18 protein-coding genes are annotated in these 21,362 nt (G+C 52.5%); 13 read left to right on the top strand and 5 right to left on the bottom strand.

Features of this window, described 5'->3' with window-relative positions; all coding sequences use genetic code 11:
• Positions 1-541 precede the first annotated feature (541 nt).
• The 5 genes from leuD to leuL all read right to left on the bottom strand — a co-directional run bounded on the left by leuD (position 542) and on the right by leuL (position 5,399).
• Positions 542-1,147, bottom strand: a complete 606-nt coding sequence (gene leuD / locus J1C60_RS14660) for a 3-isopropylmalate dehydratase small subunit (protein WP_128179561.1) — start codon at positions 1,145-1,147, stop codon at positions 542-544.
• A gap of 2 nt (positions 1,148-1,149) precedes the next feature.
• Complete coding sequence (gene leuC, locus J1C60_RS14655) at positions 1,150-2,559, bottom strand: 3-isopropylmalate dehydratase large subunit (RefSeq protein ID WP_128179560.1); 1,410 nt, start codon at positions 2,557-2,559, stop codon at positions 1,150-1,152.
• Positions 2,560-2,561: 2 nt separating this feature from the next.
• Positions 2,562-3,653, bottom strand: coding sequence for a 3-isopropylmalate dehydrogenase (gene leuB / locus J1C60_RS14650; RefSeq protein WP_128179559.1), 1,092 nt, complete (start codon positions 3,651-3,653; stop codon positions 2,562-2,564).
• A 2-nt stretch (positions 3,654-3,655) separates the two neighbouring features.
• Positions 3,656-5,224, bottom strand: coding sequence for a 2-isopropylmalate synthase (leuA, locus tag J1C60_RS14645; protein ID WP_128179558.1), 1,569 nt, complete (start codon positions 5,222-5,224; stop codon positions 3,656-3,658).
• Positions 5,225-5,315: 91 nt separating this feature from the next.
• Positions 5,316-5,399, bottom strand: coding sequence for a leu operon leader peptide (gene leuL, locus J1C60_RS18730; RefSeq protein ID WP_128179596.1), 84 nt, complete (start codon positions 5,397-5,399; stop codon positions 5,316-5,318).
• A 766-nt stretch (positions 5,400-6,165) separates the two neighbouring features.
• Between leuL and ilvI the strand changes: the two genes are divergently transcribed.
• The 13 genes from ilvI (at position 6,166) to murG (ending at position 21,346) form a co-directional block, all read left to right on the top strand.
• Entirely contained in the window at positions 6,166-7,890 is a 1,725-nt protein-coding gene (ilvI, locus tag J1C60_RS14640; RefSeq protein WP_128179557.1) for an acetolactate synthase 3 large subunit, read from the top strand.
• Between the two features lie 2 nt (positions 7,891-7,892).
• Positions 7,893-8,384, top strand: a complete 492-nt coding sequence (gene ilvN / locus J1C60_RS14635) for an acetolactate synthase small subunit (protein ID WP_128179556.1) — start codon at positions 7,893-7,895, stop codon at positions 8,382-8,384.
• Positions 8,385-8,794: 410 nt separating this feature from the next.
• On the top strand, positions 8,795-9,805 hold the full coding sequence (gene cra, locus J1C60_RS14630; protein WP_128179555.1) for a catabolite repressor/activator: 1,011 nt from the start codon (positions 8,795-8,797) through the stop codon (positions 9,803-9,805).
• Positions 9,806-10,342: 537 nt separating this feature from the next.
• Complete coding sequence (mraZ, locus tag J1C60_RS14625; protein ID WP_128179554.1) at positions 10,343-10,801, top strand: division/cell wall cluster transcriptional repressor MraZ; 459 nt, start codon at positions 10,343-10,345, stop codon at positions 10,799-10,801.
• A 2-nt stretch (positions 10,802-10,803) separates the two neighbouring features.
• Positions 10,804-11,745, top strand: coding sequence for a 16S rRNA (cytosine(1402)-N(4))-methyltransferase RsmH (gene rsmH, locus J1C60_RS14620; RefSeq protein WP_128179553.1), 942 nt, complete (start codon positions 10,804-10,806; stop codon positions 11,743-11,745).
• Positions 11,742-12,062 (top strand): cell division protein FtsL, encoded by a 321-nt coding sequence (ftsL, locus tag J1C60_RS14615; RefSeq protein ID WP_128179552.1) that lies wholly within the window; start codon positions 11,742-11,744, stop codon positions 12,060-12,062. Before rsmH ends, ftsL begins: the two co-directional genes overlap by 4 nt.
• A 15-nt stretch (positions 12,063-12,077) precedes the next feature.
• Complete coding sequence (locus J1C60_RS14610; RefSeq protein ID WP_128179551.1) at positions 12,078-13,844, top strand: peptidoglycan glycosyltransferase FtsI; 1,767 nt, start codon at positions 12,078-12,080, stop codon at positions 13,842-13,844.
• Complete coding sequence (gene murE / locus J1C60_RS14605) at positions 13,831-15,318, top strand: UDP-N-acetylmuramoyl-L-alanyl-D-glutamate--2,6-diaminopimelate ligase (RefSeq protein WP_128179550.1); 1,488 nt, start codon at positions 13,831-13,833, stop codon at positions 15,316-15,318. Before J1C60_RS14610 ends, murE begins: the two co-directional genes overlap by 14 nt.
• Complete coding sequence (gene murF, locus J1C60_RS14600; RefSeq protein ID WP_128179549.1) at positions 15,315-16,676, top strand: UDP-N-acetylmuramoyl-tripeptide--D-alanyl-D-alanine ligase; 1,362 nt, start codon at positions 15,315-15,317, stop codon at positions 16,674-16,676. Before murE ends, murF begins: the two co-directional genes overlap by 4 nt.
• On the top strand, positions 16,670-17,752 hold the full coding sequence (gene mraY / locus J1C60_RS14595) for a phospho-N-acetylmuramoyl-pentapeptide-transferase (protein ID WP_128179548.1): 1,083 nt from the start codon (positions 16,670-16,672) through the stop codon (positions 17,750-17,752). The genes murF and mraY overlap by 7 nt, the downstream gene beginning before the upstream one ends.
• Before the next feature lie 2 nt (positions 17,753-17,754).
• Positions 17,755-19,071 carry a UDP-N-acetylmuramoyl-L-alanine--D-glutamate ligase gene (gene murD, locus J1C60_RS14590; RefSeq protein ID WP_128179547.1) on the top strand — a complete coding sequence of 439 codons (1,317 nt, stop codon included), beginning with the start codon at positions 17,755-17,757 and terminating at the stop codon, positions 19,069-19,071.
• Positions 19,071-20,282 carry a cell division protein FtsW gene (gene ftsW / locus J1C60_RS14585; protein ID WP_128179546.1) on the top strand — a complete coding sequence of 404 codons (1,212 nt, stop codon included), beginning with the start codon at positions 19,071-19,073 and terminating at the stop codon, positions 20,280-20,282. The genes murD and ftsW overlap by 1 nt, the downstream gene beginning before the upstream one ends.
• On the top strand, positions 20,282-21,346 hold the full coding sequence (gene murG / locus J1C60_RS14580) for an undecaprenyldiphospho-muramoylpentapeptide beta-N-acetylglucosaminyltransferase (protein ID WP_128179545.1): 1,065 nt from the start codon (positions 20,282-20,284) through the stop codon (positions 21,344-21,346). Before ftsW ends, murG begins: the two co-directional genes overlap by 1 nt.
• Positions 21,347-21,362 lie beyond the last annotated feature (16 nt).

The raw sequence follows: 21,362 nt of genomic DNA, 5'->3' as shown, positions 1-21,362 counted from the left end.
CTCGCTGTGACAGCGATGGCTTTGGCTAATTGCTGAGGTTCTCACTGCCACAGCCGTGTTAGCGGCCTTCGCGCCCCCGAATCACTGACTGATGTCAGCTCATCGGGACGCGCTCAGTTGCTGCCTCGCTGTGACAGCGATGGCTTTGGCTAATTGCTGAGGTTCTCACTGCCACAGCCGTGTTAGCGGCCTTCGCGCCCCCGAATCACTGACTGATGTCAGCTCATCGGGACGCGCTCAGTTGCTGCCTCGCTGTGACAGCGATGGCTTTGGCTAATTGCTGAGGTTCTCACTGCCACAGCCGTGTTAGCGGCCTTCGCGCCCCCGAATCACTGACTGATGTCAGCTCATCGGGACGCGCTCAGTTGCTGCCTCGCTGTGACAGCGATGGCTTTGGCTAATTGCTGAGGTTCTCACTGCCACAGCCTTGTTAGCGGCCTTCGCGCCCCCGAATCACTGACTGATGTCAGCTCATCGGGACGCGCTCAGATCACTAAAGGCGAATAGCGGGGGCCCCTTGCAGGCAGGGGCTCTGAGTGGCTTAGTGCAGAAACGCGGGTTGTTTTTGTTCGTACTCACCAATGGCAGCATCGTGCTGCAGCGTGAGGCCGATACTGTCCAGCCCGTTAATCATGCAGTGGCGACGGAAGCTGTCGATCTCGAACGCGTAGGTTTTGTCCCCGGCGGTCACGATCTGTTTTTCCAGGTCCACGGTGAATTGCACACCAGGATCGGCCTTCACCAGTGCAAACATCTCGTCAACCTGCTCTTCAGTTAATTTCACCGGCAACAGTTGGTTATTGAATGAGTTACCGTAAAAGATATCCGCAAAGCTTGGGGCAATCACCGCATGGAATCCGAAATCGGTCAGTGCCCAGGGCGCGTGTTCACGTGATGAGCCACAGCCAAAATTTTCACGAGCCAGCAGGATGCTGGCACCCTTAAATTCTGGTTTGTTGAGTACAAAATCTGGGTTGGGCTGCTGACCGGCATCATCCAGAAAGCGCCAGTCATTAAACAGATGCTGACCAAACCCGGTGCGCGTCACTTTTTGCAGAAACTGTTTCGGGATAATGGCGTCGGTATCGACATTAGCGGCGTCCAGTGGCGCCACAATACCGGTATGTTGAGTAAATTTCGTTGCCATGATTAATGTCCTTCATTCAGTTCGCGAATATCGGCGAAATGGCCGCTTACGGCTGCCGCTGCGGCCATTGCCGGGCTTAACAGGTGTGTGCGTCCACCGCGCCCCTGACGGCCTTCAAAGTTACGATTACTGGTCGACGCGCAACGCTCGCCAGGATTCAGGCGGTCATTGTTCATGGCCAGACACATGGAGCAGCCGGGCAAGCGCCACTCAAAGCCTGCCTCAATAAAGATCTTATCCAGACCTTCTGCTTCCGCCTGCGCTTTCACCGGGCCGGAACCTGGCACGACGATAGCCTGCACGCCATTCGCCACTTTACGGCCTTTGGCAATTTCTGCCGCCGCACGTAAATCTTCTATACGGGAATTAGTACAGGAACCAATAAAGACTTTATCGATACGTACATCACTCAATTTGATGCCGGGTTGCAGATCCATATAGGCCAGCGCTTTTTCGGCAGAAGCACGCTCTACCGGGTCGCTGAAGGAGGCTGGGTTAGGGATTATCTGATTAACCGCAATGACCTGGCCGGGATTAGTGCCCCAGGTTATCTGAGGGGAAATACTGGCAGCATCCAGCGTGACGACGGTATCAAATGCAGCATCGCTGTCGGATTTCAGCGTACGCCAGTAGGTGACCGCTTCCTCCCAGTCGCTGCCTTTCGGGGCAAACTGACGGTCTTTCAGGTAGGCGAAAGTGGTGTCATCTGGTGCGACCAGGCCCGCTTTCGCGCCCAGTTCAATCGCCATATTACACAATGTCATTCGGCCTTCCATCGATAAGGCTTCGATAGCCGGACCGCAGAACTCGACAACGTGGCCGGTACCGCCGGCACTGCCGGTTTTGCCAATAATCGCCAGCACGATATCTTTCGCGGTGATGCCCGGAGCCGCTTTACCGGTCACTTCAATTTTCATGGTCTTCGCACGGCCCTGTTTCAGGGTTTGCGTCGCCAGAACATGCTCAACTTCTGAGGTGCCGATACCGAAAGCCAGTGAGCCAAAGGCACCATGAGTGGCAGTATGCGAATCGCCACAAACGATAGTCATGCCTGGCAGGGTCATGCCTTGCTCGGGACCAATAACGTGAACAATCCCCTGGAAAGGGTGGTTCAAGTCATATAACTGCACGCCAAACTCGGCACAGTTTTTGATCAGCTCCTGCATCTGAATACGAGCCATCTCGCCAGAGGCATTGATATCTTTCGTCTGGGTTGAGACGTTGTGATCCATGGTGGCGAAGGTTTTTGACGGCTGGCGCACTTTACGACCGTGCGTGCGCAGTCCGTCAAACGCCTGCGGCGAGGTGACTTCATGCACCAGATGTCTGTCAATGTATAACAGCGGGGTTTCGTTTGGCGCTTCATGGACGACATGTGCATCAAATAACTTCTGGTATAAAGTTTTGCTCATTTTTATTTTTCCTCGGCGATAAAGCGGGCAATAACTGAACCCATTTCATCCGTACTGATTGCCTGACCGTCACCGGCTAAATCGCTGGTGCGGAAACCTTCTGCTAAAGCCCGGTTAATGGCGCGCTCAATTGCGTCCGCCGCAGCGTCAGCGTTGAGGCTGTAGCGCAGCAGCAGCGACAGCGACAGGATCTGCGCCACCGGGTTTGCAATATTTTTACCGGCGATATCCGGCGCTGAACCGCCCGCGGGTTCGTACAGGCCAAATCCTTGCTCGTTCAGGCTGGCAGAAGGCAGCATGCCCATTGAGCCGGTAATCATGGCGCATTCATCGGAAAGAATATCACCGAATAAGTTAGAACAGAGCAGGACGTCAAACTGTGAGGGATCTTTGATCAGCTGCATGGTCGCGTTATCGATGTACATATGGCTGAGTTGAACATCGGGATATTCTTTTGCCACTTCGCTCACGATTTCACGCCACATTACTGATGTTTGCAGCACGTTTGCCTTATCAATCGAGGTAACTTTGTTACGGCGTTTACGTGCAGATTCAAAGGCAATGCGGGCAATGCGTTCGATCTCGAAGCGGTGATAAACCTCGGTATCAAACGCGCGTTCATGCATGCCACTGCCTTCACGCCCCTTCGGCTGGCCAAAGTAGATGCCGCCGGTCAGTTCGCGTACGCACAGGATATCAAAACCTTTATCGGCAATATCGCGACGCAGTGGGCAAAAAGCTTCCAGGCCTTTGTACAGGCTGGCCGGGCGCAGGTTGCTGAACAACTTAAAATGTTTGCGCAGTGGCAGCAATGCGCCACGTTCAGGCTGCTCCGCGGGTGGCAGATGCTCCCACTTAGGGCCGCCGACTGAACCGAACAGAATAGCGTCAGCCTGTTCACAGCCGGCAATCGTAGCGGCGGGTAACGGTGTGCCGTGGTGATCGATAGCGATGCCGCCAACGTCATATTCACTGGTGGTAATGCGCATACCGAAACGGGTACGGATCGCATCCAGAACTTTAGCGGCCTGCGCCATCACTTCCGGACCGATACCGTCACCAGGTAATACCGCAATATGATAAGTTTTCGACATGGTTATACCGCTTCCTTTTGATCTTTATTTTTAAATTTACGCTGTAATTCGTGTTCGACCTGGCGGGCACGCCAGATATTATTCAGGGCATTAATCATCGCTTTCGCCGAGGATTCGACAATATCTGTCGCCAGGCCAACGCCGTGGAATTTACGACCGTTATAGTTCACCACAATGTCTACCTGGCCCAGAGCGTCTTTGCCGTGGCCTTTGGCGCTCAACTGGTATTTCACTAACTCGGTATTAAAGTCGGTAATGCGATTAATCGCCTGATATACCGCATCAACCGGCCCGTTGCCGGTTGCTGCCTCTTCATGCTCAACTTCACCGCAGTTCAACTTAACAGAAGCCGTTGCGGTAATATTGGAACCTGACTGTACGTTGAAATCTTGCAACTGGAAGTGCTCAGGTTCTTCATTCTGTTTGTTGATGAATGCCAACGCTTCCAGGTCATAGTCAAATACCTGGCCCTTTTTATCCGCCAGTTTCAGGAAAGCGTCGTACAGCGCATCCATGCTGTAATCACTCTCTTTATAGCCCATCTCTTCCATACGGTGCTTCACGGCTGCGCGGCCGGAGCGAGAGGTCAGATTCAGCTGAATTTGGTTCAGGCCGATGGATTCCGGCGTCATGATTTCGTAGTTTTCACGGTTTTTCAGCACGCCGTCCTGATGGATGCCCGATGAGTGTGCGAATGCATTTGAGCCTACAACAGCTTTGTTGGCCGGAATCGGCATGTTGCAGATTTGGCTGACAATCTGGCTGGTGCGATAAATTTCATGGTGATTGATGTTGGTATGGACATTCATCAGTTGGCTGCGGGTTTTGATCGTCATGATCACTTCTTCCAGCGCGCAGTTCCCGGCGCGCTCGCCCAGGCCATTCAACGTGCCTTCTACCTGACGTGCGCCGGCGTGTACAGCAGCAACGGCATTACCTACCGCCATACCTAAATCGTCGTGGGTATGAACAGACAGAATGGCTTTATCGATGTTGGGTACACGATTAATGAGTGAAGAGATGATGTTGCTGTATTCGTGGGGCAGGGTGTAACCGACGGTATCCGGGATGTTGATAGTCGTGGCACCGGCGTTAATGGCTGCTTCTACCACGCGGCACAGATCGTCGATAGGCGTACGACCACCATCCTCGCAGGAGAACTCTACGTCATCAGTATAGTTACGGGCACGTTTCACCATCGCGACCGCGCGCTCGATCACTTCCGGCAGCGTGCTACGCAGTTTAGTGGCGATATGCATAGGGGACGTGGCCAGGAAGGTATGGATACGGTACGCCTCGGCAACACGCAGCGCCTCATAAGCGGCATCAATATCTTTTTCCACACAACGGGCCAAACCACAGACTCGGCTGTTTTTGATGGTGCGGGCGATCGTTTGCACCGATTCAAAATCACCGGGTGAAGAGACCGGAAAACCGACTTCCATCACGTCCACGCCCATACGTTCCAGCGCCAGCGCGATTTGTAATTTCTCCTTCACGCTCAGGCTGGCTTGTAACGCCTGTTCACCGTCACGCAGCGTGGTATCGAAAATAATAACTTGTTGGCTCATCGTATTCCTTCCCTATCTTCTTTGTCGCCGTGCTACGAGCATAAAAAAACCCGCGCATTGGCGCGGGTTTTTTAAGTTTTGCAAGTCTGAATCAGTGATTGATTCCGCCCACAAGCCTACCGCGCAAATGAGATGCGTTTAGTAGTAGGCTTAGTAGGCGAGTGGATCGAATCATTGAATCAGACTCCATTAAATTTTGTCTTGCCCATAGTGATACGTGTTTCGGGTAATGTTGTCAACCTCAACGCTGGATCAGCCAGGTACCCGTAGGTAATAGCTTGAGCAAAATATTCTGTGCTTAATTATTTCAGTAGAAGAATAGCTAAATAGCCGATTCAATGTTCCATTTTTATAAAATAAATCAAGGGGTTATTGTGATTAATTCTAATTTAACTTATTGTTTTTTAATCATTTAACCAGAGCAACTACCGACATTTATTGTGGTTAATGAGTGGGGGTAATTAGAGAATTGTTGTGAGTGGAAATAAAATTACAGCATATATGACTAAAAAAATATGGCTTATGGTGTACCGGGCTTTATAACCTGAGCGGGTAATTTTCATAAGGCCAGAAATATACTGAGTAAGGGTGTTATTGCAGGATAAACTGCTTTTGGTTGGCGTTAATCTTAGTGTAATTGTCGATACGATTCGCTGTGCTCCAGATGCTTAATTGAGTCAGTCTGAAGGAGGAGCCCGTTTGATGTTTGCCTGCCATCTTTTCTGCGGTTATGGTAACCGGACAAATCTAACGAGAATAATCAGCAAGGGCCTCACCCCCTGTACCTGGATTACGGGAATGCTTTCCGCGATCTGAGAATTAAACTCAAGGTTCTGAAAAATGCTGGCATCGGCTGTGCGGCGCGACCGAAGGTGGTGTTGCACAGAATAGCAAGCTAATAAGTCAGTGAAATCAGCGCTTTAAGCCTGGAGGCAAAAATAATGGAGATGTTGTCAGGAGCCGAGATGGTCGTTCGATCGTTGATCGATCAGGGCGTTAAACATGTGTTCGGTTATCCGGGCGGAGCAGTTCTTGATATTTATGATGCGTTGCAGACGGTTGGTGGTATCGATCACGTACTGGTGCGTCATGAGCAGGGGGCTGTTCATATGGCCGATGGTTATGCACGCGCAACCGGTGATGTTGGTGTCGTGCTGGTGACCTCAGGACCTGGCGCTACCAATGCGATTACCGGTATTGCGACCGCTTACATGGATTCAATTCCGTTGGTGGTTCTTTCAGGTCAGGTTGCTTCTTCGCTGATCGGCTATGATGCCTTTCAGGAGTGTGACATGGTGGGAATCTCCCGCCCGGTCGTAAAACATAGCTTTCTGGTGAAACAGACCGAAGACATCCCAACGGTATTAAAGAAAGCTTTCTGGCTGGCGGCCAGCGGTCGTCCAGGTCCCGTGGTAGTCGATCTGCCAAAAGATATCCTGAACCCGGCGAATAAACTGCCTTACGCATGGCCGGATACTGTCAGTATGCGTTCCTATAATCCGACAACGCAAGGCCATAAAGGGCAGATTAAACGTGCTCTCCAGACGTTGCTGACGGCTCAGAAACCCGTTATCTATGCGGGTGGTGGTGTCGTCAATGCGGAATGTCACGGTGAATTGCGTCAGTTGGCCGAGCGGCTGAATGTGCCGGTGACTACGTCGTTAATGGGATTAGGGGCGTTTCCAGGGACGCATCGTCAATGCCTGGGCATGCTGGGCATGCATGGCACTTATGAAGCCAATATGACGATGCATCATTCTGATGTCATTTTCGCCGTAGGCGTACGTTTTGACGACCGCACGACGAATAACCTGGCGAAATACTGTCCGAATGCCACGGTGTTGCATATTGATATCGATCCTACGTCGATCTCCAAGACCGTTGCGGCTGATGTACCAATCGTCGGCGATGCGAAGCAGGTGCTGGAACAGATGCTTGAACTGCTGGATCAAAGTGAACCAGCACAGAACTTCGATAGCCTGCGTGACTGGTGGCAAAGCATCGAACAATGGCGTGGACGTAAATGCCTTGAGTTTGATCGTACCAGCGACAAGATTAAACCCCAGGCGGCTATTGAAACACTTTGCCGCTTAACGCACGGCGATGCTTATGTCGCATCGGATGTGGGCCAGCACCAGATGTTCGCAGCGCTGTACTACCAGTTTGATAAACCCCGTCGCTGGATCAACTCCGGTGGGCTTGGCACCATGGGATTCGGTTTGCCCGCGGCGCTGGGTGTTAAGCTGGCTCTGCCGAAAGAAACCGTGGTGTGCGTCACTGGTGATGGCAGCATCCAGATGAATATTCAGGAACTTTCTACCGCGCTGCAGTACGGCATTCCGGTGCTGGTTCTGAATTTGAACAACCGTTATCTGGGTATGGTTAAGCAATGGCAGGATATGATCTATTCTGGCCGTCATTCGCAATCTTATATGGAGTCCCTGCCTGATTTTGTCCGCCTGGCGGAGGCGTATGGGCATGTGGGTATTGCTATCAATCATCCTGACGAGCTGGAAGAAAAGCTCAAGCTGGCGCTGGATACCGTTGCTCAGGATCGGCTGGTATTTGTTGATGTCAACGTTGACGGTACCGAGCACGTTTATCCTATGCATATCCGTGGCGGTGGTATGGATGAGATGTGGCTTAGCAAAACGGAGAGGACATAATCATGCGGCGTATTTTATCAGTATTGCTGGAAAATGAATCCGGCGCGTTATCCCGTGTGGTCGGACTGTTTTCACAACGTGGCTATAACATCGAAAGCCTGACGGTAGCCCCGACTGACGATCCCACGCTTTCTCGCATGACAATTCAAACCGTTGGCGATCAGAAAGTATTGGAGCAAATCGAAAAGCAACTGCACAAGCTGGTGGATGTATTGCGCGTGAGCGAGCTGTGTCAAGGATCGCATGTTGAGCGTGAAATTATGTTGGTGAAAATTCAGGCCAGCGGTTATGGACGCGAGGAAGTGAAGCGCAGCGCCGAAATTTTCCGTGGTCAAATCGTCGACGTTACGCCTTCGCTCTATACCGTTCAACTGGCGGGCACCAGCGATAAGCTGGATGCGTTCCTCAATACAGTGCGTGAAGTCGCTGAAATTGTTGAAGTGGCGCGTTCTGGTATCGTTGGTGTTTCTCGTGGCGATCGTATTATGCGGTAATCTGACGGTGACCAAGATTGTCAGCACGCAAAGCCCGGCATAATGCCGGGCTTTTTTATGCTATTTTCTCGGGACGCTGCTGCTTGCAAGGCTGAATCAAGTCAGCCTCGCCGCGACCCTCAGCCTTAAATCATGGCGCTAAATTCTATTATTTTGTTTATTACAGATAAGCGCAGCGAGAGAAAAGCGGTTGCTCGTCAATCCTTTCTGCTGTTAGATGTAGCAAATGTTCTTATCCATGACTACGACAGGGCTATAGAGATCTACATACTGGCAGTCGCTGCGTTTACTTTCCGGTTACGCTGACCGGCGTCTGGTTCATCAGGATGGATTGGCATGCCTGCCTGACGCAATGTCGGATGTGTGGGGACATATTCATGCCATCGTAGCGTATGAAGTGTGGGGTTATTGTGAAACTGGATGAAATTGCGCGCCTTGCCGGCGTATCGCGCACGACAGCAAGCTATGTCATCAATGGCAAAGCGAAGCAGTATCGTGTCAGCGATAAAACCGTCGAGAAAGTGATGTCCGTGGTGCGTGAGCATAATTACCATCCCAACGCGGTCGCTGCGGGTTTACGAGCAGGACGAACCCGTTCGATTGGTCTGGTGATACCCGATCTGGAGAATACCAGTTATACGCGCATTGCAAATTATCTTGAGCGGCAGGCCCGACAGCGCGGCTACCAGCTGCTAATCGCCTGCTCTGAAGATCTACCGGAAAATGAGATGCGTTGCATTGAGCATCTACTCCAGCGGCAAGTAGATGCGATTATTGTTTCAACGGCACTCCCCCCGGAGCACCCTTTCTATCAACGCTGGATTAAAGATCCGCTCCCGATCATTGCGCTTGACCGCGCGTTGGATCGGGAACACTTCACCAGCGTGGTGGGCGCCGATCAGGAAGACTCACAGATGCTGGCAGAAGAGCTGCGCAAGCTCCCGATCAATAATGTGCTTTATCTTGGCGCATTACCTGAGCTTTCAGTCAGCTTCCTGCGTGAGACGGGGTTCCGCGATGCATGGAAAGGCGATGAGCGGCCGATTGATTTTATCTATGCCAACAGTTATGAGCGTTCGGCGGCTGCGGTGCTCTTCGAGAAATATCTCGAAACTCATCCGATGCCAGATGCGCTATTTACGACCTCCTTTGGTTTGTTGCAGGGGGTAATGGATGTCACGCTGAAGCGAGAAGGACGGCTACCAACCGATTTAGCGATTGCAACGTTTGGCGATCACGAGTTGCTCGATTTCCTTGAGTGTCCGGTTCTGGCTGTCGCCCAGCGTCATCGTGACGTGGCCGAGCGCGTACTGGAACTGGTGCTCGCGAGTCTTGATGAGCCACGCAAACCGAAGCCAGGGTTAACCCGTATTCGTCGCAATTTGTTCCGGCGGGGAAAATTAAGCCGTAAAGAGAGCTAACATCGTGAAGGCAGCGCTGCTGCCTTTTTTATCTGTTCAAATAATTTTCGCGTCCCATATACCTTAAAATCCCGATTGATTTTAATGGCATCATACCGAAACATATTTTTGTAAATTATCACCGCCAATTTTCACCTTATCCCTCATTCACTTAACCACTATTGTTATTGCCTAATGTATTTTTGCAATATTATCTGCCCGCAGAGCGCGGCATCAGCCTGTGCAATCTCTCAGAAATACCTTAAAATGCCGCCCGCGTCGCAAAGTTGATAGCTTATTTTTCTCTCATTTTGCGTTGCTATATTTTTGAGCATAATTCGGGTGGTCTTGATTTTTTTGTCATTATTCATCGGCTTATTTTTTAGCTGATATCAGGCAACGTTTATTTTTAACGGATTATTCTTTTTATCCCCTCAGAAATAATGTCGTTAAGCCATGACTGCGGCTTGACAATGTTTTCCTCCGCTCCGTAAACTCTTTTAGTGGGAATTTGTGGAGTAAAGTGGTGCTAAAGGGTAACTGGGGGGTGAGGCTGGCATGTTCCGTGGAGCAACGTTAGTCAATCTCGACAGCAAAGGGCGGCTTGCCGTTCCGACTCGCTACCGCGAAATGCTGATCGGGGAATCACAGGGGCAAATGGTCTGTACCATTGACCTCCACCAGCCGTGCCTGCTGCTTTATACCTTGCCCGAATGGGAAATCATTGAACAAAAACTGTCTCGTTTGTCCAGCATGAACCCGGCTGAGCGACGCGTACAGCGTCTGTTGCTGGGACATGCCAGTGAGTGCCAGATGGATAACGCAGGCCGTTTACTGTTAGCGAATACGCTTCGTCAACATGCGAGCCTGACAAAAGAAGTGATGCTGGTTGGGCAGTTCAATAAGTTTGAATTGTGGGATGAACAGACCTGGTATCAACAAGTCAAGGAAGATATTGACGCTGAGCAGTCGACTCAAGAGCCATTGTCTGAGCGGTTGCAGGATTTGTCGTTATAGCTATGCAGGATAATTTTAAACATACCACGGTGCTGTTAGATGAGGCAGTAAATGGCCTCAACCTTAAGGATAACGGCATTTACATAGATGGCACGTTCGGGCGCGGTGGACATTCTCGCTTGATCCTTTCCCAACTGGGTGAGCAGGGCCGTCTTTATGCTATTGATCGCGATCCGCAAGCTATCGCAGCCGCAGCTGAAATAACCGATCCGCGGTTCACCATCATCCATGGCCCTTTTTCACAACTGGCTGATTATGTTGAAGCGCGTGGGTTGACCGGAAAAATCGATGGCATCTTGTTGGATCTTGGCGTCTCTTCGCCGCAATTAGATGACGCTGAGCGCGGTTTTTCATTTATGCGTGATGGTCCGCTGGACATGCGAATGGATCCCACTCGGGGATTGTCAGCCGCCGAATGGTTATTGCAGGCAGAAGAGAGCGATATCGCTTTTGTACTGAAAACCTTTGGGGAAGAGCGATTTGCCAAACGTATAGCACGCGCCATTGTTGAACGTAATCGTGAACAACCGATGACACGCACCAAAGAATTGGCTGATGTGATTTATGTGGCGACCCCGGTAAAAGACAAATTTAAGCATCCGGCGACGCGCAGTTTCCAGGCAATTCGTATTTGGGTAAACAGCGAGCTGGAAGAGATTGAGCAGGCACTGAAAGGTGCGGTGCGCGCGCTGGCACCCGAGGGTCGCCTGTCGGTGATTAGCTTCCATTCACTGGAGGACCGCATTGTGAAACGATTTATGCGTGAACAGAGTCGTGGTCCTCAGGTTCCGGCGGGTATTCCAATGACCGAAGCGCAGTTGCAAAAGCTGGGCGGACGCGAGTTAAAAGCACTTGGCAAGATGATGCCTGGTGAAGCCGAAGTGGCAGAGAATCCACGGGCGCGCAGTTCGGTGCTGCGCATCGCTGAAAGGACTGCATCGTGATTGGTAACGAGCGCCACAGTTTACCCGGCGTGATCGGTGGCGATCTGCTCCGGCACGGTAAAATCGCTTTAATACTGGTGATTGCGGTATTGGTTTCTGCGGTGTTTGTGGTGACAACGGCGCATAAAACGCGACTGTTAACGGCACAGCGTGAGCAGCTTGTACTGGAACGCGACGCACTGGACATTGAATGGCGTAACTTGATTCTGGAAGAAAATGCGCTCGGCGATCATAGCCGGGTTGAGCGTACGGCAACGGAGAAATTACAAATGCAACATGTTGATCCGGCGCAGGAAAACATAGTGGTACAGCAATAAGGAACCACGGACTCAATGAGAGCCGCAACGAAAACGCTTAAATTGAAACGACAGGAAGATCAGGCCAGCTTTGTAAGCTGGCGTTTTGCGTTGCTGTGCGGTTGTATTTTCCTGGCTCTTGCCGGTCTGCTCCTGCGTGTTGCGTATCTGCAGGTGATCAATCCGGACAAATTGGTGCGCGAAGGCGATATGCGTTCGCTGCGCGTGCAGGCAGTGCCAACGGCGCGCGGCATGATTACCGATCGCGCTGGACGGCCCCTGGCGGTCAGTGTGCCGGTTAATGCTATTTGGGCCGATCCTAAAGAGCTTCATGATCGTGGCGGTATCACACTTGATAGCCGCTGGAAGGCGCTTTCTGATGCACTTTCCATTCCGCTTGACCAACTGGCCGCGCGCGTTAATGCCAATCCCAAAGGACGCTTTGTTTATCTGGCGCGTCAGGTTAATCCAGCCATTGGCGACTACATCAAAAAACTGAAGCTTCCGGGGATTCATCTGCGCGAAGAGTCACGGCGTTATTATCCCGCAGGCCAGGTCACTTCGCATTTGATTGGCTTCACCAATATTGATGGCCAGGGGATCGAAGGTGTCGAAAAAAGCTTCGACAAATGGCTTACCGGCCAGCCAGGTGAGCGGACGGTTCGTAAAGATCGCTTTGGACGCGTTATCGAAGATATCTCCTCGGTGGATAGCCAGGCTGCCCATAATCTCGCGCTTAGCATCGACGAACGGTTGCAGGCGCTGGTCTACCGCGAGCTGAATAATGCGGTAGCGTTTAACAAAGCGGAGTCTGGTACGGCCGTATTGGTGGATGTGAATACGGGTGAAGTCCTGGCAATGGCCAATAGCCCGGCTTACAACCCGAATAATCTCGCGGGAACGCCAAAAGATGTGATGCGTAACCGAGCGATCACTGACATTTTTGAACCTGGCTCCACCGTCAAACCCATGGTTGTGATGACGGCGTTGCAGCGCGGGGTCGTCAAAGAAAACAGCGTACTGAATACCGTTCCGTACCGGATTAACGGCCATGAAATTAAAGATGTGGCGCGCTATAACGAATTGACCCTTACCGGGGTTCTACAGAAGTCGAGTAACGTCGGTGTTTCAAAGTTGGCGTTAGCGATGCCGTCCTCAGCGCTAGTAGATACTTACTCTCGTTTTGGACTGGGTAAAGCGACCAATTTGGGGTTGGTCGGAGAGAGCAGTGGCTTATATCCTCAAAAACAACGGTGGTCTGACATAGAGAGGGCCACCTTCTCTTTCGGCTATGGGCTAATGGTAACACCGTTACAGTTAGCGCGAGTCTACGCAACGATTGGCAGCTATGGCATTGCGCGACCGCTGTCGATTACCAAGGTTGATCCACCCGTTTCGGGTGAGCGTGCTTTCCCTGAACCTTTGGTCCGTACCGTGGTTCACATGATGGAAAGCGTAGCGTTACCTGGCGGTGGTGGCGTTAAGGCAGCGATCAAAGGCTATCGTATCGCGATTAAAACCGGTACCGCGAAAAAAGTCGGCCCTGATGGTCGCTATGTGAATAAATACATCGCTTATACAGCGGGCGTTGCGCCTGCGAGTCATCCTCGTTTTGCACTGGTTGTGGTCATCAATGATCCACAGGCAGGTAAATATTACGGTGGTGCGGTATCTGCACCGGTATTTGGCGCAATCATGGGCGGCGTACTGCGCACCATGAATGTCGAACCGGATGCATTACCCGCTGTTGGTCAAAATGAGATGGTGACAAATACAAAAGAGGGTTCAGGTGGCAGATCGTAATTTGCGCGACTTATTGGCTCCGTGGGTGCCGGGTGCGCCGGAGCGACCGCTTCGTGAAATGATACTGGACAGCCGCGTGGCGGCGTCTGGCGATCTGTTCGTGGCCATTGCGGGCCATCAGGCTGATGGGCGACGTTTTATCGCCCAGGCGATAGCACAAGGCGTTTCAGCCGTTATCGCTGAGGCTGAGGGTGAAGCGGAAGATGGCGATATCGTCGAGATGCATGGCGTACCGGTGATTTATCTGGCGCAGTTGCCGCAGCGTTTATCAGCGCTGGCAGGGCGCTTTTATCAACAGCCTGGTGAAAAGCTGCGTTTGGTGGGTGTTACCGGAACCAATGGAAAAACGACGACCACGCAGTTGCTGGCGCAGTGGGCCACGCTGATGGGGGAAACAGGTGCGGTTATGGGAACCGTGGGTAATGGCCTGTATGGTCGCCTGGTACCGTCAGAGAACACAACCGGCTCGGCAGTGGATGTACAGCATGCGCTGCATTCTCTGGTGGAGCAAGGTGCGACGCTGGCCGCAATGGAAATCTCTTCTCATGGGCTGGTGCAGCATCGTGTTGCGGCGCTGCCGTTTGCAGCCGCAGCATTTACCAACCTCAGCCGCGATCACCTGGATTACCACGGCGATATGACGCGCTACGAAGCGGCTAAATGGCTGCTTTTCTCTGAGCATCAGGTTGGTCAGACAATTATCAATGCTGATGATGAGGTTGGATTCCGCTGGTTACAGCAGTTACCGGATGCGGTTGCCGTAACCATGAAGAATAACCTGCAACCCGGCTGCCATGGACGCTGGTTGAAAGCGACCAGGGTAAGCTTCCACGATAACGGTGCTTCGATTGCCTTCGAATCGACATGGGGCAACGGCGAAATTGACAGTCGTCTGATGGGGGCATTTAACGTCAGTAATCTGCTGGTCGCACTGGCAACGTTGCTGGCTCTGGGCTACCCACTGGCGTCACTGATAGCAACGGGTAATCAGTTGCAGCCAGTATGTGGGCGTATGGAAGTCTTCCATGCGCCCGCGAAACCGACTGTCGTCGTGGATTATGCCCATACACCGGATGCATTGGAAAAGGCGCTGGAAGCGGCTCGTCTGCATTGTCGTGGTCAGCTATGGTGCGTGTTCGGCTGTGGCGGCGATCGTGACAAAGGTAAGCGCCCACTTATGGGCGCTATCGCGGAGCAGTTTTCTGACGTCGTTGTGGTGACAGATGATAATCCGCGTAGCGAAGAGCCTTCCGCGATTGTGACAGATATTTTAAGTGGCCTGCTGGATCCGGGACGCGCTCGCGTGCTGCACGGACGTGCGCAAGCGGTCACTAACGTTATTATGCAGGCGAAAGAAAATGATGTGGTACTGATTGCCGGTAAAGGCCATGAGGATTATCAACTGGTTGGCAATCGCCGTCTTGATTACTCCGATCGTTTAACGGTCGCTCGCCTGCTGGGGGTGATGGCATGATCGCGCTCTCATTACAGCTGCTGGCTGAGATTGTTTCCGGCGAATTGGTCGGTAACGATCTTACCTTCGCGGAAGTGACGACAGATACACGTAAAGTTACACCGGGTAGCCTGTTTATTGCGTTGAAAGGTGAGCGATTCGATGCGCATGATTTTATTAAGGACGCCATTGGGCGAGGCTGTGCTGCTGTTTTAGTAAGTAGGCGCTTACCTTTGGATATCCCGCAGGTGGTGGTAGCTGATACTCGTATTGCGCTTGGCAAACTAGCGGCCTGGGTACGCCAGCAATCGAAAGCGCGCGTGGTCGCGCTGACGGGCTCATCCGGTAAGACTTCAGTGAAAGAGATGGCTGCCGCCATTTTGCGTGAGTGTGGCGAAACGCTATACACCGCCGGCAACCTCAATAACGATATCGGTGTGCCGCTGACGCTGCTGCGCCTTACCGAACAGCATCAATATGCGGTGATTGAGCTTGGTGCGAATCATCAGGGCGAAATTGCCTGGACCACAGATCTAACACGTCCGGAAGCTGCGCTGGTTAATAATCTTGCGGCGGCGCATCTGGAAGGGTTTGGCTCGCTCACGGGCGTTGCGAAGGCGAAAGGCGAAATATTTGAAGGGCTGACAGCCACAGGCACGGCAATCATTAATGCTGACAGTAACGACTGGCCGCACTGGCAAAACCATTTGCAGCATAAAACGGTTTGGCGTTTCTCTGCGGAGCCACAGGCGGACAGCGATTTTTACGCCACAGATATTCGTATTGATGCTCAGGGTACTGCGTTTATGTTGCATACCCCGGTAGGCAAGATCGCCGTGACGTTACCATTACCCGGACGGCATAACATTGCGAATGCGCTGGCAGCATCTGCGCTGGCACTCTCAGTTGACGCCCCTCTTGAGGCGATCCGGCTCGGTTTACGCGGGTTACAAGCCGTACCGGGCCGTCTTTTTCCGATCTCTCTGGCGGCAGGGAAACTGCTGCTGGATGACAGTTATAACGCCAATGTGGGGTCGATGACTGCGGCAGCACACGTGCTGGCGGAAATGCCCGGTTATCGAGTGATGGTTGTAGGTGATATGGCCGAGTTGGGCGCAGAAGCCGTTGAATGTCACCGTGAAGTCGGATTGGCAGCGCATTTGGCGGGGATTGATAAGGTGTTGAGTGTGGGGCAGTTAAGCAAAGGCATCAGTGATGCCAGCGGCGTCGGCGAACATTTTCAGGAAAAAAACGCACTGGTGACGCGTCTGCTTGGGCTGTTGTCCGAACATCCGGTCATTACCATTTTAGTTAAAGGCTCACGTAGTGCCGCCATGGAGCAGGTAGTGCAGACCTTACAGGAGAAAGGAACATGTTAGTTTGGCTGGCCGAGCATCTGGCTGCTTTTTATTCTGGCTTTAACGTCTTTTCCTACCTGACGTTTCGCGCCATTGTCAGCCTGCTGACCGCGTTATTTATCTCCCTGTGGATGGGCCCGCGACTCATCGCATGGCTACAGAAATTACAAATTGGTCAGGTTGTGCGAAATGATGGTCCTGAGTCGCACTTCAGTAAGCGGGGTACGCCAACTATGGGCGGCATCATGATCCTGTTTTCAATTACCGTCTCGGTATTGATGTGGGCCTATCCGTCTAACCCTTATGTCTGGTGTGTGCTGTTTGTGCTGGTGGGCTACGGCATCGTCGGTTTTGTTGATGATTACCGGAAAGTGGTACGCAAAGATACTAAAGGCCTGATTGCCCGCTGGAAGTACTTTTGGATGTCAGCGATCGCGCTGGCGGTCGCCTTCATGCTGTACATGATTGGCAAAGATACGCCTGCGACCGAGCTGGTGGTGCCCTTCTTTAAAGATGTGATGCCGCAACTGGGACTGCTGTATATCCTGCTGGCCTATTTTGTGATTGTGGGCACGGGCAACGCGGTTAACCTGACCGACGGCCTTGATGGCCTGGCAATTATGCCTACGGTATTTGTTGCCGCAGGTTTTGCACTGGTGGCCTGGGCGACGGGAAACATGAATTTTGCCGGTTATCTTCATATTCCTTATCTACGCCATGCCGGTGAGCTGGTTATTGTTTGTACCGCCATTGTCGGGGCCGGATTAGGTTTTTTGTGGTTCAACACTTATCCCGCTCAGGTGTTTATGGGCGACGTGGGCTCACTGGCATTGGGCGGTGCGTTGGGAACCATCGCGGTATTACTGCGTCAGGAGTTCCTGTTGGTGATTATGGGCGGTGTGTTTGTGGTTGAAACGCTGTCGGTCATTTTGCAGGTAGGGTCGTTCAAGCTCCGCGGACAACGTATTTTCCGTATGGCGCCGATTCATCACCACTATGAATTAAAAGGCTGGCCGGAGCCGCGCGTCATTGTGCGTTTCTGGATTATTTCGCTAATGCTGGTGCTGATTGGCCTGGCAACCCTGAAGGTACGTTAATCATGGCTGACTATCGCGGGAGAAATGTGGTCATCATTGGGCTGGGCCTGACGGGCTTATCCTGTGTTGATTTCTTTGTTGCGCAAGGCGTTACGCCTCGCGTGATGGATACCCGCGTGTCGCCGCCTGGGCTTGATAAACTTACAGATAATATTGAGTGCCATCTGGGCTCACTTAACGATCAATGGCTGCTTGATGCTGACTTGATTGTCGCCAGTCCGGGGATGGCGCTGGCGCATCCTTCACTGATCGACGCTGCGCAGGCGGGCGTCGAAATTGTGGGTGACATTGAACTGTTCTGCCGGGAAGCGCAGGCACCGATCGTGGCAATCACCGGATCTAACGGCAAAAGTACCGTAACGATGTTGGTTGGTGAGATGGCGAAAGCGGCCGGATGGTCAGTGGGTGTCGGTGGCAATATTGGGCTTCCTGCACTGACGCTGTTGCAGAAGCCGGCCCAACTCTATGTGCTGGAACTTTCCAGTTTCCAGCTGGAAACCACCTACAGCCTTAAGGCAGCGGCGGCAACTATCCTCAACGTTACCGAAGATCATATGGACCGCTATCCGCTGGGGTTACAGCAGTACCGTGCGGCTAAGCTGCGAATTTATGAGAATGCAAAAACCTGTATCGTTAATGCGGATGATGCGCTGACCCTGCCAGTTCGCGGCGCTGACGCACGTTGTGTCAGCTTCGGTGTGGATGTCGGCGACTATCACCTGAATTATCAGCAGGGCGGCGTATGGCTTCGCGCGCAGGGTGAGAAAGTATTGAACGTCAATGAAATGAATATGGTTGGTCAGCATAATTATACCAATGCGCTGGCGGCGCTGGCGCTGGCTGATGCCGTGGGTTTACCACGCACGACCAGTCTGAAGGCGCTAACCACGTTCAGCGGTTTACCGCATCGCTTCCAACGCGTGCATGAGCGTAACGGCGTGTGCTGGATTAACGATTCAAAAGCAACCAATGTTGGTAGCACCGAAGCGGCACTGAGCGGGCTGAAGGTAGAAGGGACACTCTGGTTACTATTGGGCGGAGAGGGTAAATCTGCCGATTTCACACCGCTGACGCGTTATTTGCAGGGCGAAAACATTCGCACCTATTGTTTTGGCCGTGATGCTGATGAGTTGGCTTCGCTGAGGCCGGACATTGCGGTATGTACCGAAACGTTACAGCAGGCGATGGAACAGATCGCTCCTCAGGTAAAATCGGGTGATACGGTACTGCTGTCGCCAGCCTGTGCCAGCCTCGATCAGTTCCGAAACTTTGAACAGCGCGGTGAGTGTTTCGCCCAACTGGCTAAGGAGCTTGGCTAATGCGATTTCCTGGTCTGAGCCTTGCAGGTGGCGTATCGGATCGCCTGAAAGGGTGGGTAATGGGCTCGCGTGAAAGCGATGCAACATCCATGGTGCTGTACGATCGTGTGCTGCTTTGGCTCACATTTGGTCTGGCTATTATTGGTTTTGTGATGGTGACATCGGCTTCAATGCCGGTTGGGCAGCGTCTTTCAGACGATCCATTTTATTTTGCCAAGCGTGATGCATTCTATCTGATATTGGCGTTCGGAATGGCGTTGGTCACATTACGCATTCCGATGGATTTCTGGCAGCGCTATAGCAACATTATGCTGCTGGTGACCGTGGTTATGTTGCTGGTTGTACTTGTTGTGGGCAGTTCCGTAAATGGTGCATCGCGCTGGATTGCATTAGGGCCGCTGCGAATTCAGCCTGCTGAGTTATCAAAGCTTTCTCTGTTTTGCTATCTCGCCAGTTATTTGGTGCGCAAAGTGGAAGAGGTGCGTAATAACTTCTGGGGATTTTGTAAACCGATGGGTGTGATGGTGGTGCTCGCCGTGCTGCTGCTGGCTCAACCGGACCTGGGAACGGTCGTGGTGCTGTTTGTCACCACGCTGGCAATGCTCTTCCTCGCCGGGGCCAAACTCTGGCAGTTCCTGGCTATTATCGGGTCCGGTATCTTTGCCGTTTGCCTGCTGATTGTCGCCGAGCCGTATCGTATGCGCCGTGTGACCTCATTCTGGGATCCATGGCAGGATCCGTTTGGCAGTGGTTATCAGCTCACTCAGTCGCTAATGGCGTTTGGCCGGGGTGAAATCTGGGGGCAAGGCTTGGGAAATTCAGTGCAAAAACTGGAGTATTTACCCGAGGCGCATACCGACTTTATTTTCTCAATCATCGGGGAAGAACTGGGTTATATCGGTGTGGTTTTAGCACTGTTGATGGTATTCTTCGTCGCTTTTCGCGCGATGTCGATCGGCCGTCGCGCTCTGGAAATCGACCAGCGTTTTGCTGGCTTTTTGGCCTGTTCCATTGGTGTGTGGTTTAGTTTTCAGGCGCTGGTTAACGTCGGGGCAGCCGCAGGGATGTTACCGACTAAAGGCCTAACGCTACCGCTGATCAGCTACGGTGGTTCCAGCTTGATTATCATGTCGACGGCTATCGTATTTTTGTTACGTATTGATTATGAGACGCGCCTGGCAAAAGCCCAGGCGTTTACACGGAGTGCCTGATGAGCGGTAAGCGACTGATGGTGATGGCTGGCGGAACCGGCGGGCATGTTTTCCCCGGGCTGGCAGTTGCGCACCACTTGATGGCGCAGGGATGGCAGGTTCGCTGGCTTGGCACTGCGGACCGTATGGAAGCGGATTTAGTACCGAAACACGGTATTGGGATTGATTTTATTCGCATTAGCGGGCTGCGTGGTAAAGGCATCAAGGCGATGCTGCTGGCGCCCGTGCGTATTTTCGCTGCAGTGCGTCAGGCCCGCGCCATCATGAAGGCTTATAAACCTGATGTTGTGCTCGGTATGGGGGGCTATGTTTCAGGGCCCGGCGGCCTGGCGGCCTGGAGCTGTGGTATCCCTGTGGTGCTGCATGAGCAAAATGGCATTGCCGGACTGACCAACAAATGGTTGGCAAAAATAGCGAAGAAGGTGATGCAGGCGTTTCCGGGCGCTTTTCCGGATGCAGAAGTAGTAGGAAATCCGGTGCGGACTGACGTGCTGGCGTTACCGCAGCCGCAGGATAGATTGGGCGACCGTGAAGGGCCCATTCGTGTGCTGGTGATTGGCGGTAGCCAGGGCGCGCGCATACTGAACCAAACGCTTCCGCAGGTAGCGGCCATAATGGGTGAATCCATTACGCTATGGCATCAGGTAGGGAAGGGCGCATTAGAAAGCGTTCTTAAGGCTTATCAGGATGTTGGCCAGGCACACCACAAGGTCACCGAATTTATCGATGATATGGCAGAGGCTTACTGCTGGGCTGATGTGGTGGTTTGCCGTTCTGGCGCGTTGACCGTAAGCGAACTGGCTGCTGCAGGTTTACCCGCGATTTTTGTGCCGTTTCAGCATAAAGATCGTCAGCAGTATTGGAATGCATTGCCGCTGGAGAACGCGGGCGCAGCCAAAATTTTTGAGCAGCCGCAGTTCACGGCGGAGATTGTGGCGCAGACACTGGCCAGTTGGGATCGTCCAACGCTGCTGACGATGGCCGAAAAGGCGCGTTCGGTGGCCATTCCAGATGCGACTCAACGTGTCGCAGAGGCAGTGGCAGCGGCGGCACGGCTAAAATGATTTATTGGCGTCGACG

It is taken from the genome of [Pantoea] beijingensis (assembly GCF_022647505.1).
In the GTDB taxonomy this organism is placed as follows: domain Bacteria; phylum Pseudomonadota; class Gammaproteobacteria; order Enterobacterales; family Enterobacteriaceae; genus Erwinia; species Erwinia beijingensis.
This window is presented reverse-complemented; position numbering and strand designations above follow the sequence as displayed.

Bases quoted from the DNA above. Each gene is read 5' to 3' on its own strand.
- leuD (WP_128179561.1), bottom strand. From the start codon at position 1,147: ATGGCAACGAAATTTACTCAACATACCGGTATTGTGGCGCCACTGGAC.
- leuC (WP_128179560.1), bottom strand. From the start codon at position 2,559: ATGAGCAAAACTTTATACCAGAAGTTATTTGATGCACATGTCGTCCAT.
- leuB (WP_128179559.1), bottom strand. From the start codon at position 3,653: ATGTCGAAAACTTATCATATTGCGGTATTACCTGGTGACGGTATCGGT.
- leuA (WP_128179558.1), bottom strand. From the start codon at position 5,224: ATGAGCCAACAAGTTATTATTTTCGATACCACGCTGCGTGACGGTGAA.
- leuL (WP_128179596.1), bottom strand. From the start codon at position 5,399: ATGATTCGATCCACTCGCCTACTAAGCCTACTACTAAACGCATCTCAT.
- ilvI (WP_128179557.1), top strand. From the start codon at position 6,166: ATGGAGATGTTGTCAGGAGCCGAGATGGTCGTTCGATCGTTGATCGAT.
- ilvN (WP_128179556.1), top strand. From the start codon at position 7,893: ATGCGGCGTATTTTATCAGTATTGCTGGAAAATGAATCCGGCGCGTTA.
- mraZ (WP_128179554.1), top strand. From the start codon at position 10,343: ATGTTCCGTGGAGCAACGTTAGTCAATCTCGACAGCAAAGGGCGGCTT.
- rsmH (WP_128179553.1), top strand. From the start codon at position 10,804: ATGCAGGATAATTTTAAACATACCACGGTGCTGTTAGATGAGGCAGTA.
- J1C60_RS14610 (WP_128179551.1), top strand. From the start codon at position 12,078: ATGAGAGCCGCAACGAAAACGCTTAAATTGAAACGACAGGAAGATCAG.
- murF (WP_128179549.1), top strand. From the start codon at position 15,315: ATGATCGCGCTCTCATTACAGCTGCTGGCTGAGATTGTTTCCGGCGAA.
- mraY (WP_128179548.1), top strand. From the start codon at position 16,670: ATGTTAGTTTGGCTGGCCGAGCATCTGGCTGCTTTTTATTCTGGCTTT.
- murD (WP_128179547.1), top strand. From the start codon at position 17,755: ATGGCTGACTATCGCGGGAGAAATGTGGTCATCATTGGGCTGGGCCTG.
- ftsW (WP_128179546.1), top strand. From the start codon at position 19,071: ATGCGATTTCCTGGTCTGAGCCTTGCAGGTGGCGTATCGGATCGCCTG.
- murG (WP_128179545.1), top strand. From the start codon at position 20,282: ATGAGCGGTAAGCGACTGATGGTGATGGCTGGCGGAACCGGCGGGCAT.